Raw genomic sequence first — 15063 nt, forward strand, 5'->3', positions numbered from 1 at the left:
CGGGTCAGTTGGACCGCGCCAAGTGCTTTTCGAGGCGCCCTGCGAGGAAGGTGCCGGGGTAGATCAGGACGAAGTAGATGAAAGCCACCGCGGTCAGGATCTCGAAGGGTCGGTAGTATGTCGAGGACAGCAGGCGACCTTGGTACATCAGTTCATGCACTGAGATCACCGAGGCCAACGAGGACATCTTGGCCACTTCGATTGTGCGATTGGTGAAGGCTGGCAGCATACGCTTGATCACTTGCGGCAGGATCACTCGGCGCATGGCCTGCCTATGGGTCATGCCAATGGCAAGCGCACCCTCCATCTGGCCGCGATGGATCGACTTGATACCGCCACGGAAGATTTCCGAGGCATAGGCCGACGTGTTGAGGGTCAAACCGAGAAGTGCTGCGGCAAATGGGCTGAGCTGCACGCCGATGAGGATCGGGAAGGCATAGTAGAACCAGATCAGTTGGATCAGCACCGGTGTGTCGCGGAAGAGCTCGACATAGACGAGTCCACTGCCGCGGATCCAGCCGCTGCGCGCCAGCCGCGCCTGTGCCAATAGGAAGCCACCAGCGAGGCCAATGACAATTGAGGGGATCCAAATCTGGATGGTGACCCAGAGCCCGCGCATTAGGACAATCCAGTTGTCGGTGACGACGCTGAAGTCGGGGACGTAATTCATCGTGGCGTCCTTACTGGTAGGCCGTTAGCCGGGCTTCGGCGAGGCGGGCGAGCTGACTGGCTGTAACCAGCAGCACGAGGTACATCAGCGCGATGGTCGTGTAGACTTCGAGCGGACGGAAGGTCTCGGCGTTTACAAGCATGGCCTGGTAGAGCAGGTCTGCGTAGGCAAGCGTCGAGGCCAATGCAGTCGTTTTCAGCAGTTCGAAGCTTCTTTCGATGAATGGAGGCACCATTCGAGAGATAGCCTGCGGCACGATCACTCGGCGCATGAGCGCGGAATGGGTCATGCCAAGCGCCCTTCCGCCTTCCCACTGGCCGCGCTCGATCGATACGATGCCGCCTCGGAAAACTTCGGCATAAAAGGCGCCAGATTGCGTCGACAGAGCCAGAACTGCCGCGAAATAGGGGTCGAGGCTGATGGCCAGCATCACCGGTAGCGCGTAAAAGAACCAAAAGAAGTGAACAATGGGCGGCGTGTTCCGGTAGAACTCGATGAAGACAAGCGCCGGGATTGTGAGCCACTTGCGTGTCGAGAGGCGCATCATCGCGAGAACGAGTCCCACGAGGACACCCAGCACGATCGAAACCACAGCGATTTTGACAGTGTTGAGCATTCCCAATGCGAGCATGTCGAAATGCTCAAAACCGGGCCGAAATCCCAAGAGTAGTCCATGTGACGACTTTCGTTAGGTCAGAGAGGACGCGGACCTGCCTTCTTGTGGCGGGTCCGCACTTGGCCTTACCAGTCTTCCTTGATCAGGCCGGGGATGCCGGTGGGATCAATGCCCTTGCTCGTGAGGTAGGCATCGAAGAGTTGATCTGGGACTCCGGCAGCGTAGAAGTCGGCGAAGGTTTTGTTCACCCAATTAAGGAACTCAGGGTTGTCCTCCTGTCGCATGCCTGCAGAGGTTGCGACCGGCTTGACCGGCTCCGGTAGAAGCACCTTGCCAATTTTCAGACGAGAATACTGCACGACAAGTGCCGGGTGAAACTGCACAACGGCATCAACACGGCCTGCTGCGAAGGCAGCGATAGCTTCATCGTTGGACGAAAAGCGATTGATCTGCGCCTTCGGCATCATCTCGGTCACATTGCGGTCGAGCGAGGTTCCAAGAGTTACGCCAATGCGGGTCTCAGGCGTGTTGAACTCGTCCCAGGTCTTTGCCTTGGAGTCCTCTTTCACCAGCGCGCCCATAGCGTAATAGAACAGAGGGTTCTTCGGGAAGGAAAGAGCCTTCCGGCGCTCCTCCGTTGGGTCGAGCACGAACATGATATCGAATTGATTGGCCTGCAGTCCGGCCACAGCATTGGCCCAAGACGTCTCGACGGGGACCATTTCCACGCCAAGTTCGTCTGCCATGCGCTTGCCCATGGCGACGCCTACGCCTGTCCACTGTTCCGACATCGGGTCCTTGTAGAACCACGGTTCGGCCGATGCGACACCGATGCGCAGTTTGCCGGAATCTTTGATTTGTGCCATAGTGCCGCCGCCCTGAGCGCGAGCCCTTGGCGCAAATGCCATCGCCGCAGTGGCAGCAAGAATGAGGGTACGTCTTTTCATTTTTTTCTCCCGTTGGAACTGACCTTTTACACCTCGACCGAGGAGACGAAGGCCATGGTTTTGTCGAGCCCGCGGCTCATGTGGTCGCGGATCTCGTCCTTCATCCGCTCGCAGCTGTCTCCCAGTGCGAAGCGAACGTAGTCATCGTGGCTTTCCCGCTTGGGGCCAGTAATGCCATGGGCACGGTGGTGCGCCGCCCAGTAGAGCTGCAGACGGGCGCGGATGCCGCTCCAGCTCGACAGCAGTATCCCGTTGCCGCATGTCTCGTAGACAAGACCATGAAGATCGAGTTCGGCATCGATGGAGCGAATGTCGTCGCCCGCGTCGATGGCCTCGGTGAGCGCCGCATGTCGCGCTCTGAGTGCCACGTGGAAGCTATCGTCGCGCCGCTCCCAGATCTGCTCAAAGGCGAATATCTCGAGGCAAATGCGCATGGAGTAAATGTCGTCGATGTCGGCAGAGGTGAGCTGCAGCACGCGCGTCCCTGTATAGGGAACGGTGATGAGCAAGCCTTCGTCAATCAGATGCCGCATTGCTTCGCGCATCGGCCCGCGGCTGACGCCGAAGCGAACAGCCAGCGCCGTTTCGGTCACTGCCTCCCCTGGCTCAAACTCGCCCGACAGGATGGCGCCGCGCAGCAGACTGCTAAGCTGAGCGCCCATCGTTTCTCGCTTGATCATGCCGTTCATCGTGAAATCTCGCTGCGAATCTTGGATGTAGATTGTCTACAATCATTACAGGCGCAGACCAACCCTTTTTGATTCAAGATTGTCTACAAAGACATAGGGCTTCATTTTTGATCATAAAATAGGCATATTATGACGTATTCCGCCCAATTTTCTTGCTCAAACGCACCAAATCCGGGTGTAGCCTGTCACTAAGGAGGCCTGTACATCATTAGGCGCATTGCACTTTCACTGCGTCCTAATGAATAGCCCCTAGTTTCCTAGACGCCTTGCAGTTTCAGTTTCTGCTGCTGTTCGAAGGCGATCGGTGACAGCATTCCGTTTCTAACGTGCTTGCGCTGCGGGTTGTAGAAGAACTCGATGTAATCGAACGGGATTGCCAACTTATTTTCGCCTGATTGAGATGAGTGAGGACCCTGCTGGTCAAGCGGCCATTTCGTCAGCAAAGTCTTCCCAAAGGCCGAAAGCGTCGGCTCTGGCGTGGCGGTATGAGATTGCGGAAAGGCGGTAGCGGCGGGGTTTGAAAATCGTATTGATCTGGTCATGGGCGGAAAGGAAGCGCTGCGCCTGTCTTAGCGATTTGAACCTGCCCATGAGCTTCTCTCGCTTCCGGGTCGGTCGGTGCGAGCCCTCGATCCTGTTATTGATCCCTTTGTGGGCGCGGTGGTCGGCGTCCGGCGCCAGCTGACGGATCGGTTTGATATAGCTGCGCAATTTGTCTGTAATGATAATGCGGGGCTGGCCAAATCGGGTGATCAACTGTTTCAGAAATCGCCTGGCCGCTTTGGCATTTCGCCTTGGCTGCACCAGAATGTCGAGCACATCCCCGCTCCCATCCACGGCCCGCCACAACCACATCTTCACGCCGTTAATCGGCACGACGACTTCATCGAGGTGCCACTTATCTGCTGCAGCGGGCCGGTCGCGCTTGATGCAATCCGCGAAATGCCGGCCAAACCGGTTCACCCATTTACGAACGGTTTCCCGGCTGACGATTACGCCCCGCTCGGCGAGCAGATCCTCTACATCCGCCGTGCTCAGCGCAAACCGGTGGTAGGCCCAGACAGCATAAACGACAATTTCGCGGGGGAAACGGTAGCCTTTCAGGCGGGGCATCTCAGCTGGAATCTTCATGACGATCGCCTAAACTCCACCGCAGACGACGACAAGTTGGCAATGCCTTCGAACGACATCCTTGCCCCGATAGCTGAACCGCGGATCAATCGCCGGACAAAGACGCGAGTGCGTGTCGACAACGGTCAGGATACGCAGCTTCTTGCCCAAGGCGAGCTGGTCGTGAACGAAGTCCATCGCTCCGCTGCCTGACAGCGCATGTAAACATGCGCGAGAAGGAGACATCGTTTGGTCCAACGGCTTCCTGACGGTCTTCGCGCAGCTTCGCCTTCACCCGCCGTTTCGGGTGCTTGTTCCTGAGCTGCAGGCCCAACTCATTGTAAATCCTACGGGTCTTCTTCATGTTGATCACCCAGCCCTCGCGTCTCAGCAGCACGTGGACGCGCCTGTAACCATAGCGCACACGCGTTTCTGCAATCTCCTTGATCCGCCTCTCGACGGCAGCCTGGTCCGTGCGCCGGGATTTGTAGTGCTAGGTGGATGTGTCGAAACAAATGGCCCCACAAGCCTTCCAGATCGACACGCCCCAATCAACGCACATCCCGGTCACGATCACGCGCAAACGGCCAGGCTTCAGAGCTAATGGGATGGTTCGCCCTGCCGCCACGGGCGACAATAGTTGGAGATCAACTCGGGAGGTATGAAGATGCACATCGACCCTAAAACCTGCGCTGTCTTCGGCGTCGACATCGGCAAGACGCTTTTTCACGTTGTGGGCCTCGACGCCTCGGGCGCTCCTGTCCAGAAGGCCAAGCTGCGGCGCGACACAATTCTTCAGTTCTTTGCGCAGGCAGACCCGACCCTCGTCGGCATGGAAGCCTGTCCGGGTTCGCAGTGGCTTGCCAGGAAGCTTCGGGAGCTCGGCCATGGGGTCCGCATTATCACGGCTCAGTTCGTCAAGCCCTACGTAAAGTCGCACAAGAACGACATCATTGATGCTGAGGCGATCGCGGAAGCTGCGACCAGACCCACGATGAGGTTCGTCGGCATAAAAGAGGCACATCAGGTCGATTTGCAGATGCTGCATCGTGTTCGCAGCCGGCTTGTGAAGGGGCGGACCAATCTCATATGTCAGATGCGGTCGTATTGCTTGGAACACGACGTCGCGCTTCGCCAAGGCGCCGGGGTGTTCAAGCTTGATATCGTCCGCGCGATCGATAATCCCGAGAACGATTTGACTGAGCGAGCACGGATTGTCTTGCGTGAACTGCAGGAGGACTTGCTCGCCGCTCGTGTCCCAAATCTATAACGGCATAAAATTTACATAATATTTATTATTTGTCTTTTTGTCCTAAATTTTCCGGTATGCTTTGCCCTTACCACCTCCCTGCGGACACAGCCCTGGCGACACTGGCTTTACCGGCGCCGCCCATTTTGATGCAAAGTCATCTCTTGGTCGGGAGGCCACGAGATAGGCCAAGCAGATTTGCGCACTGCTCCCGCCACACCTCGCCTCGAGAGTGTTACCTTCGAACACAAGTGTGCTAATCCCATAGAATTCCTGAAACCTGTCGGTCCATGGCGGGTGGAGATTTTCTCGGAAAGGGAACGCAATGCCCCGTTCGGAGCCGACTCTCACCGTCTTTCGTAACCAGACCTTCCGCATGCTCTGGATTGCGACCCTCGCATCCAATTTCGGAGGTCTGGTTCAAGCTGTGGGGGCCGCTTGGATGATGACGGCTCTGACCTCGTCCCAGAGCATGGTGGCTCTGGTGCAGGCGTCCGTCACCCTACCAATCATGGTCTTCTCGCTCGCGGCAGGCGTTTTCGCCGACAATTATAATCGCAGAAAAATCATGATCGTCGCACAGTCGTTCATGCTGCTCGTCTCGGTAACCCTCGCAATACTGGCCTACAAAGAGCTTCTTTCCGCGCCTCTTCTTCTCGCATTTACCTTCCTGATAGGCTGCGGCACGGCGCTTCATAATCCGTCCTGGCAGGCCTCCGTCGGCGATATTGTGACACGCGATGAATTGCCCGCCGCCGTATCGGTGAACAGCATGGGCTTCAACATGATGCGCAGCATCGGCCCTGCGGCGGGGGGTATGATCGTTGCGATCGCAGGCGCAGCGGCGGCCTTTGCCGTGAACGCGCTGAGCTACGTTGCGATTATCGCGGCGCTGTTCAACTGGCGGCCCGCCATGCCACCCCGAAGCCTACCACCAGAGCCTCTGGGCCCTGCCTTTGCTGCCGGGCTGCGCTATGTCGCCATGTCGCCGAACCTGATCCGTGTCATTCTGCGTGGTTTCTTGTTCGGCCTTGCGGCAGTCGCGATCCAGGCGCTTTTGCCGCTGGTCGTGCGAGACCACCTGCACGGTGGCGCGTTCGATTATGGCCTATTGCTTGGATGTTTCGGGCTGGGTGCTGTTTTTGGCGCATTGGGGAATGCGCAATTCCGGGCACGTTTTCAAAGCGAACATATCACGCGGATCGGGTTTCTCGGCTTTGCCGCGAGCTCCGCCGTGCTCGCCCTGAGCGACAGCATAGTGATCTGTGCCATCGCGATGCTTTTCGCCGGAATCTGTTGGGTCATCTCGCTGTCGCTTTTCAACGTAACGATGCAACTCTCAACACCTCGATGGGTGGTGGGGCGTGTGCTGGCGCTCTACCAGACCGGTGTCTTTGGCGGCATGGCGGGCGGAAGCTGGCTCTGGGGTACCCTTGCAGAAACCTTCGATCTTCGGTTCGCACTTCTGTTCGCCGCCGCCATGCTTGTGATCGGCGCCGGGGTGGGACTTCTCGCGCCGCTCCCCAATTCCGAGTATCTGGATCTGGCCCCCCTGAACCGCTTCAAAGAGCCATATCTCCGGCTCGACCTGAGACAGCGCAGCGGTCCGATCATGATCCTCGTCGATTACGATATTGCTCAGGAAAACATTCCCGACTTTCTTGCGCTGATGAGCGAACGCCGACGAATCCGGATCCGCGATGGTGCCCAGCAATGGTCGCTGCTTCGCGATCTCGAAAACCCGGACATCTGGACCGAAACCTATCACGTGCCGACCTGGGTGGAGTATGTTCGACATAACGAACGCCGGACCCAGGCTGATCGCGACGTGACGGACCGCCTTATCGCATTGCACAAGGGGGAAGAGCCGGTCCGGGTCCACCGGATGATCGAGCGGCAAACAGTCTCGATGCACGATGACACGCCATTGAGATAGGCAATGCCATCGAAAGTGCTCTGCTCCCACAAATCTCTAGCTTTCGGTGTGCTAAGGTTGGGAGCAGCAACTTGAGGACTGACCGGAAGATGATTGCCGAACAGGCGGTTGGAGGAAGGCTTCATCCGGCAGGGTCACTGCGTGTCAATCGTCCGCGCACCGCAATTTCGAGGCGGTCGTTGCCCTGACCGGCAGCCGCTCCGCACGGGTAATCTCTGTCTAGGAGGGTGCTGCGACCCTCGCGTTGGCGCGATGCGCCTTGCTAGAGTTCTCCGCGACCAGCGTGCCGTCCTCGCCTTGTTTCAAAATGAACGCCTTATGCGCTTCCGTGAACTCCGACGCTTGAGCTACCCCCTGAAATTCGGACACTGACATAAGCTACGATTTGCAGTCTGCTGATCTTCGACGAGAAGGAGATCAGAGATGTCGAAACGCAAGCAGCACGCACCCGAGTTCAAGGCAAAGGTCGCGCTGGAAGCCCTGAAGGGTGAAGAGACAGCGGCCGAGCTGGCGAGCCGGTTCGGGGTGCATCCAACGATGATCCATCAATGGAAGCGGGCCTTGCTCGAAGGCGCGTCGGGCGTGTTCGAGCGCGGGGGCCGAAGGAAGCCCGAGATCGACGAGGAGCAGGTGAAGGAGCTCCACGCCAAGATCGGGGAGCTGGCGGTGGCCAACTCTTGGAACGAAAGCTGAAGCCTTGGGGCGGGAAGTGAGGCGTGGCATGATCGAGCCGAACCATTCGGATCTGTCGATTGGGCAGCAGTGCAAGCTGCTGTCGATCGCACGCTCATCCTATTACTACGAGCCGAAGGGCGAAACCGAACAGAACCTCGGCCTGATGCGGCAGATCGACGAGCAGTTCCTGGAGACCCCGTTCTTCGGTGTCCGCCAGATGACCTGGCACCTGCGTAACGACGGCCACCTGGTGAACGAGAAGCGGATACGGCGACTGATGCGCCTGATGGGGCTCATGCCGATTTACCAGAAACCCAACACAAGCAGGCCGGCGAAGGGGCACAAGACCTATCCCTACCTGCTGCGAGGTCTGCGGGTGGATCGCCCGAACCAGGTCTGGTGCTCGGATATCACCTACCTGCCCATGCGGCGCGGGTTCCTCTACCTCGTGGCGATCATGGACTGGCACACCCGCAAGGTTCTGTCTTGGCGGATCTCGAACACGCTGGAGGCCGACTTCTGTGTCGAGGCGCTGAACGAAGCCATCCACAAGTTCGGCCCGCCCGAGATAATGAATACGGATCAGGGTTCTCAGTTCACGTCCTTCGCTTGGACGGATCGGCTCCGCCGGTCGGGCGTGCGCATCTCGATGGATGGGAAAGGCCGATTCCTCGACAACATCTTCATCGAGCGGCTGTGGCGAACCCTGAAATACGAATGCGTCTACCTGCATGCCTGGGAGACAGGATCGGAGACAAAGGCGGCGATCCGGAAATGGATGACCTTCTACAACCACCAGCGCCCTCACTCAGCCCTCGGCGGCAAGCCACCGGCGCTGGTCTATTGGCAGAGACATGATATCAACCAACCCGGTCAGCAGGTGCAACGAGTAGCTTAAATTACGTCAGATCCTGTCCAAGAGATGGGGAGTAGCTCAGCTTTCAGGCGTTTCCGCGCCTCTCCCAGCTAGGAAAGCTTAGTTGAAAACTCCAGTTTCAAACGGTCTAAAAGTGTAGGCAGAGCGCTTCAAACCTATCGCTTCCGCACCGCATAGACCGCTCCATGTCCCGTCGATGCAAAGCCACGCCACACTCCCCGCCCCGTGCTCGATCAAAGATCTTTCTGCGGAAGCTTATCTTCACCTTCTTCACCCCAACTCCGGCCACGGTCGGCCTGCAATCCTTTGGTTTGAAGGTTCCAGGGCGCGCAACCAATGCCTCGCCGCCAATGACCTGAGTATAGGCTTGTCAGGATTGCTCGATGGTCGAGCATACCTGTCTATGAACCGATTTGCACGACGGCGAAACCTCGACCAGCTCAAGGCATTGAACGCGCTCTACGTAGACCTGGACTGGCACAAGACGGCTGAATGGCGCGCGCAGAGCCAGGACGAGGCCGAAGCGGCAATCCTGCGCCACGTCTGCGCCTCCAACCTTCCCGCGCCCTCCATGGTGCTGCGGAGCGGGCGAGGTTCGGCGCTGATTTGGCTCATCGATGAAATGCCGCCCCAAGCTTTGCCTCGCTGGCAATCGACGATGCGCGCACTCGGGGATGTTTTCGCAAGGTTCGGTGTCGATCGCGCAAGCCAGGAAGCGGCGCGCATCTTTCGGCTTCCGGGCAGTATCAATGAAAAGTCCAAAAGACGGGTGCGCGTCTCCGGCGGAAGCGCCGCACGGCATGACTTCGATGCGCTCTCCGATGAGATCTTCCAAGCTGCGGGACTGCCCACCCGCGCTGAATTTCAATTGCTTCGCGCAGCAAAACGCGCGAAGCGGCACACGAACGTAAATCCACGCGAGATGCCTTTCGGCCTCCCTCCGGCGGCACGTTTTCGTCAGATCCGTGATGACCTCGAAGCTATACGCGTTGCGCACGGCGGACAGCTCTCGGAGGGCTTGCGGAACACTTGGCTGCATCTCTACGCGACGTCGCTGACGCATGATCCACGAGAGATGTCAACGGCGGAGTGAAATCCGGCCATTGGGCGGCGCAATAACCGGCCACTTCGGGTTTGGGCGCGACGCGCGCCATGAGGCGGCGGCCAGTCAGCCGCGCTTCCCAGATAGCTGGCGGTTGACTGGCCGCCTTGGCCCGTGAGGGCCAAGCCTTTATCGGCTGGATCAGGCGGTGTCGGCGGACTTGCGCGCGCGGCTCTGTGCGAGCCGATAGCTGTCGCCGTTCATCTCGAGGATGTGGACATGGTGGGTGAGCCGGTCGAGCAGAGCGCCGGTCAGGCGCTCGGAGCCGAAGGTTTCGGTCCATTCGTCGAAGGGCAGATTGCTGGTGATCATGGTGGCGCCCCGCTCGTAGCGCTGCGAGATCAGTTCGAACAGCAGCTCGGCGCCGGTCTTGCTCAGAGGCACGAAGCCCAGCTCGTCGATGATCAGGAGCTTGTATCCGACCATCTGTTTTTGCAGGCGTAGCAAGCGGCGCTCGTCGCGGGCCTCCATCAGCTCGTGGACCAATGCGGCGGCGGTGGTGAAGCCGACGGAAAGGCCCTTCTGGCAGGCGGCCAGTCCAAGGCCCAAGGCGACATGGGTCTTGCCGGTGCCGCTCGGGCCGAGGGCAATGACATTCTCGCGCCGCTCGATCCATTCCCCGCGGGCGAGTTCCAGCACCTGCATCTTGTTGAGCTTGGGGATCGCCTTGAAGTCGAAGCTGTCGAGGCTCTTGGTTGCCGGGAACTTCGCCGCCTTGATGCGGCGCTCGACCATCCGCCGTTCGCGGTCGATCAGTTCGAGTTCCACCAGGCGCGCCAGGAAGCGAACGTGGTCCTGCCCCTCCGCGGCGCACTGGCGCGCGAGCTTGTCGTATTCCCTCAGGAAGGTCGGCAGCTTGAGCGTCTTCAGATGATGGGCGAGCAGGAGGTCAGGCGCGTCGGTCATCGGGCCTCCTCCGAGATCAGGCACATGTAGCTGGCCGCCGAGGTCTTTCCGACCTCGGCCCGCGGCAGGTAGGGATAGACGTCGAGGTCGAGCTTCGGCGGTCGCTTCTCGACCTGACACAGCACCAGATGCTTGACGGCGTCGAAGCCGATGGCTCCCATGCGCAGGGCCGTCTTCACGGCGGCTTGCACATCGTCGAGCTCGAAGGCCTCCAGCAGCCGCAGGACCTGGACGAACTCACGCCGCCCCGCCTTGAGCATGCGTGCTTCCATCAGGCGGCGCAGGGTTGCGAACTCGGGCGGCAGCTCCCAGCCTGTCAGCGGCGCGGCCTGGTCCAGGGCATTGATCTTCTTCTCGATCAGCGGAAGGTAGTGGAGCGGGTCGAAGACGACATCCTCGCGCTCATAGCTGCGCGGATGGCGCGCGATCAGATCGCCGCCGCAGCCGATCGCCACCTCGTCGACATAGCCGCGCAGCCAGACATCGCGGTGGCCGTAGGCGATCGGCACGGAATAGTCGTTGGTCTTGTAACGCACCAGCGCCTGCGAGGTGACCCGCCCGCTCGCCTGATCGCAGGCATCGAAAGGGGCTGGCGGCAGCGCCGACATCACCTCGAGATCCCGGTCAAGGCGCGTGCCGATCGTCTCGGTATGGCCGCGCAGAACATCGCCCTGACGCTTGCGGCATTGTTCTTCCAGCCAGGCGTTGAAGGCCTCCCAGGAGGGGAAGCGCGGCACCGGCACCATGAAGTTGCGCCGGGCATAGCCCACCAGCCCCTCGACGCTGCCTTTGTCGTTCCCTTTGCCGGGACGGCCATAGCGGTCACGGAGCAGGTAATGTGACAGGAACCCGCTGAACAGCCTGGCCCGCTTGCGGGTGCCATCCGGCAGGATCTGTGCCACCAGGCACCTGTCGTTGTCGTAGAGCACCGACACCGGCACCCGACCGAAGAAGCCGAAGGCGTGAACATGCCCGTCGACCCAGGCCTCGGAGGTCGCAGCCGGATAGGCCCGGATATAGCAGGCATCGCTATGTGGCAGGTCGAAGGCGAAGAAATGCGCCTTCTGCTCGACACCATCAATGATGACCATCGCTTCGCCAAAGTCGGCCTGGGCATGCCCGGGCGCATGGGCCAGCGGCACGAACATCTCGCGACCGCGCCGGTCATCCTCACGAATGTAATCCTTCACGATCGTGTAGCCGCCGGTGAAGCCGTGTTCGTCCCGGAGCCGCTCGAACACCCGCTTGGCGGTGTGCCGCTGTTTGCGCGGGACGCCGCGGTCCTCTTCCAGCCAGGCGTTGATGATCTCGGTAAAACCATCCAGCTTCGGGCGCTTGATCGGCGCCTTGCGCCGGTAGCCCGGCGGAACCGAATACGCCAACATCTTCTGCACGCTGTCGCGTGAAATCCCGAAGTGACGCGCCGCCTCGCGCTGGCTCATCCCCTCGGCGCAGGCAAGTCGAACCTTGCGATACAAGTCCACGGTGAAAATCCTCGCACCCTCCCGTCGCCAGAAAGGGCAAAAGTGGACGACTTTTACGCCGCCCGCAGCAGGAGCATCCCGCCGCTACCGTGGCCGACTATTGCTCCGCCGTTCTCATCCTCACAGGTCCGCGCGTTTTGGCACGCGAAGCGCGGCGCGGGCTTGATGGGTGGGACAAATTGGGGGCGCATGCCCAGACCGAGGTGCTCCATATCGCAATGGCCTCGGCGGCGATGGCGCTCCAGCTTTCGCGACCTCTGCGGACGCGCAACATCCACGAGCTGACAGTGAGCGGAGAAGGCGCCGAGCTTCGTCTCCCGCGTCGCAAGGGGTCTTTGGCGATGATCGACATTGCCCGAACGCGTGTGAAGAACAATCGCGACATTTTCCACGAGGTGCCGGCGGTTCAATGGCAGACTCTTGCTCTTTGGATCGAAGAAGGGCGCGCCAAGTGGTGCGTGGGTCATAACATCGATCCCGATCTCAATCCTTACCTCTTCCCGGGTATCAATAGCGACGGGCCGATCTCGCGAGGCACATTCAACAAGTTTTGGAATCGGGGGATGTCGCGCATTGGCGTGATCGGCCTCAATCCGCATCTGATGCGGCATGTCGGCGCGACGCTCTACATTGCACAAAACCCCGGCGCCTACGGCGTCGTTGCAGACCTGCTCGGAGACAAGCTCGATACGGTGCAGGCATTTTATGCGCGGGGTGCCGGACGCGAAGCGGCACGTCTCTTTGCCGAGGTCATCCAGCGCCTCGACCCGACACTCCACCTTTCCTGAGGAGGTCTTATGGCTCATCAACCTTTCTCGCGCGCCGAGCGGGTCGCACGGCTGCTTGCGCGAATGCAGAACGTGCCCCGCCCTGTCGCCCACGCGGTTGCGGAGGCAGTCGTTGAGGGCACGCTCAAGGGGCGCGGCGCACCCGCCGCGCTCGAGCGCCTCTACGGCGCTCTCGCGGCGGCGGGCCGAACGCCCGAAACTGCAAACCGCGAAGACTTCGAGGCGGCCGCGAGCAGCCGGACGAGCTACCGGACCTTGATCTCGGCCCTTTCCCGGTTTGATCCCACCGTGCCGCTTGCCCCGGCCCGAGACGTGACGAAGTCTTGGGACCATTGGCTCAACTCCAACTACGGCAGCAAACCGAAGAAACCCCGGCGATCCACCCGGATCGCTGCATTGCCCGAGCAATGGCCTGCGCTTTGGCGCGACGCTCTCCCTCTTCTCGACCGGGTCGTTCGCCGCGGTGAGACGGCCTACAAGCCGCTTCGGGAGAAGTCGCGCGCGTCCGTCGTCGCCGCCATCGGGACCTGCGAAACCGCCCGGATCTGGGCTGCCGCGCACGGCATCGCGCTCGGTGAGACCTTCTGTCCCGATCTCGCCGAGGTATTCCTGCGCTACCTGCTCGTCGAAAGAGGTATCAGCCCTCGTTCGGCCGCGGACTACTTCGAGCGTGTGGAAGGCTACGCCTATCGCGGCCGGCTCTTCGACCGGGCCGCCGCAGAAGCGTTCGCGGATATTCGCGGACAGTTGCGGGCGGAAGCGGAAGATCAGCCGGAAGGCAAACGCGCAAAGGTTCAGGGCTTTCTGAAGGCATTCGACCTCGCTGACATTCTGCATGCCGCCGCGCGACTTTCCGAGGCCGCGACGTCTTGTCGAGGAGACAGTGCAAAAGCCGAACGGCTCAGGCGCAAGTCCGTCATCTTCGGGCTACTGGTCAACGGGTCGGACCGACAGGGAGACCTGTCGGAGTTTCGGATTGGCCGTGAAATCTCGCGATTGCCAGACGGCACTTGGGAGGTGAAGTTTCGACAGGCAAAGACGCGACGCAAAAAGGAACTGGGTGCTCTTTGGCCCTTCACGGCCCGGCTTCTTGACGCTCATGTGTTGGCCGATCGTCCGTCGTGGCAGATCAAAGACCGCATGGCGCAACTCGACGGAATGAACCTACTCAGTCTTGGGGAGGACGGCTATGGCACCTACCACCCGAGCGCTCTTCTCAAAGAGGAGTTCGGAATTTCGGGCCACCTGATCCGGACCTTGGTCACAAACCTGATCCGCACCGAAGAGCCGGATGCGGCATGGGCGGCACAGGCGCTCCTCGGGCACTCGAACCGCTATTCGCAGCGCGCTTATCTTACCGATTTCCGCGTCACGGCGTCGGTGCGCGAATGGCAGTCCACGATGGCGGACCTTGAGAAGAAAGTCGCGCGAGCAACGGTCTACGACGAAGCGTCATAGGAGCGCTTCGTCCGGAATTTCGGAAAAGCTAGCCGCCCCTCTCTCCAATTCAAAAATTGCGCGACAGGCATGTCTTTGGCGCTCCGCGGCGCCTGGACGTCGTAGCGAGACACCGGGCCGAGGCGCGCCCAACTTTTAAGAAAATTCGGTTTTGGAATTTCCAGACCGAAACGATCTCCCTTTCAGGTCGGGCAATGAGGTCCGCCGCACGCAGCTATTTGTTGAATGCCATTCATCAAATCAATCAACGAATGATTACATGAAGACCGAGGTTACATGACTGAAAAAAGCACTGCAGGGCGCAAACCGAACTACTCCGATGACGACATCGCCGATGCGATCGCCGATCTGCGTTTCAATGGTCGGGACGTGAACGGGAAAAACGTTTGTGACTGGCTCAAGGCGGCGGGCATCGCGAAAGCCCCGAGCGCGGAAGCCGTCAAAAAGGTCATTCAGCGGTTTCTTGAGCGTGAAAATGAAGAAGAGCAAAGGCGGCTGCTTGCCACGTTGCCGGCGGGGATGATCGAGGGGCTCCAGCCTGGTATGGAGGAGTTGA

At 59.9% G+C, this 15063-nt stretch carries 10 protein-coding genes and 5 pseudogenes; 6 read left to right on the forward strand and 9 right to left on the reverse strand.

Features of this window, described 5'->3' with window-relative positions:
* Positions 1–4: 4 nt before the first annotated feature.
* From AKL02_RS20960 to AKL02_RS20985, 7 genes and pseudogenes are all read right to left on the reverse strand, one after another.
* Positions 5–670, reverse strand: a complete 666-nt coding sequence (locus tag AKL02_RS20960; RefSeq protein ID WP_083080126.1) for an amino acid ABC transporter permease — start codon at positions 668–670, stop codon at positions 5–7.
* A 10-nt stretch (positions 671–680) separates the two neighbouring features.
* Positions 681–1345: pseudogene (locus AKL02_RS20965) on the reverse strand (amino acid ABC transporter permease).
* Between the two features lie 66 nt (positions 1346–1411).
* Positions 1412–2233, reverse strand: a complete 822-nt coding sequence (locus tag AKL02_RS20970) for a transporter substrate-binding domain-containing protein (RefSeq protein WP_083080119.1) — start codon at positions 2231–2233, stop codon at positions 1412–1414.
* A 26-nt stretch (positions 2234–2259) separates the two neighbouring features.
* Complete coding sequence (locus tag AKL02_RS20975) at positions 2260–2922, reverse strand: GntR family transcriptional regulator (protein WP_083080116.1); 663 nt, start codon at positions 2920–2922, stop codon at positions 2260–2262.
* Positions 2923–3179: 257 nt separating this feature from the next.
* Positions 3180–3290 (reverse strand): annotated as a pseudogene (locus tag AKL02_RS21230) (IS3 family transposase); the annotation flags it as partial.
* 52 nt (positions 3291–3342) lie between these two features.
* Positions 3343–4053: an IS6 family transposase gene (locus tag AKL02_RS20980; RefSeq protein WP_083080111.1), complete on the reverse strand. Its 711-nt coding sequence runs from the start codon at positions 4051–4053 to the stop codon at positions 3343–3345.
* Between the two features lie 48 nt (positions 4054–4101).
* Positions 4102–4633: pseudogene (locus tag AKL02_RS20985) on the reverse strand (IS3 family transposase); the annotation flags it as partial.
* Between the two features lie 60 nt (positions 4634–4693).
* On the opposite strand from AKL02_RS20985, the pseudogene AKL02_RS20990 reads away from it, so the two are divergent.
* The 4 genes and pseudogenes from AKL02_RS20990 to AKL02_RS21005 form a co-directional block, all read left to right on the forward strand.
* Positions 4694–5278 (forward strand): annotated as a pseudogene (locus tag AKL02_RS20990) (IS110 family RNA-guided transposase); the annotation flags it as partial.
* A 328-nt stretch (positions 5279–5606) separates the two neighbouring features.
* The gene (locus AKL02_RS20995; RefSeq protein WP_083080108.1) at positions 5607–7217 is read left to right on the forward strand and encodes an MFS transporter; all 1611 of its coding nucleotides are present in this window, start codon (positions 5607–5609) and stop codon (positions 7215–7217) included.
* Positions 7218–7640: 423 nt separating this feature from the next.
* A pseudogene (locus AKL02_RS21000) lies at positions 7641–8790 on the forward strand (IS3 family transposase).
* Between the two features lie 382 nt (positions 8791–9172).
* Entirely contained in the window at positions 9173–9862 is a 690-nt protein-coding gene (locus tag AKL02_RS21005; protein ID WP_198453312.1) for a hypothetical protein, read from the forward strand.
* Positions 9863–10012: 150 nt separating this feature from the next.
* On the opposite strand, the gene istB is transcribed toward AKL02_RS21005, so the two are convergent.
* The gene (gene istB, locus AKL02_RS21010) at positions 10013–10777 is read right to left on the reverse strand and encodes an IS21-like element helper ATPase IstB (RefSeq protein WP_198453313.1); all 765 of its coding nucleotides are present in this window, start codon (positions 10775–10777) and stop codon (positions 10013–10015) included.
* Positions 10774–12270, reverse strand: a complete 1497-nt coding sequence (gene istA / locus AKL02_RS21015; RefSeq protein WP_198453327.1) for an IS21 family transposase — start codon at positions 12268–12270, stop codon at positions 10774–10776. Before istA ends, istB begins: the two co-directional genes overlap by 4 nt.
* An 80-nt stretch (positions 12271–12350) precedes the next feature.
* Here istA and AKL02_RS21020 point away from each other — a divergent pair, with 80 nt between their 5' ends.
* Entirely contained in the window at positions 12351–13049 is a 699-nt protein-coding gene (locus tag AKL02_RS21020; protein WP_083080301.1) for a site-specific integrase, read from the forward strand.
* A 255-nt stretch (positions 13050–13304) separates the two neighbouring features.
* Entirely contained in the window at positions 13305–14507 is a 1203-nt protein-coding gene (locus AKL02_RS21025; RefSeq protein WP_133052021.1) for a hypothetical protein, read from the forward strand.
* Positions 14508–15063 lie beyond the last annotated feature (556 nt).

This window comes from Thioclava electrotropha (assembly GCF_002085925.2).
Lineage (GTDB): Bacteria > Pseudomonadota > Alphaproteobacteria > Rhodobacterales > Rhodobacteraceae > Thioclava > Thioclava electrotropha.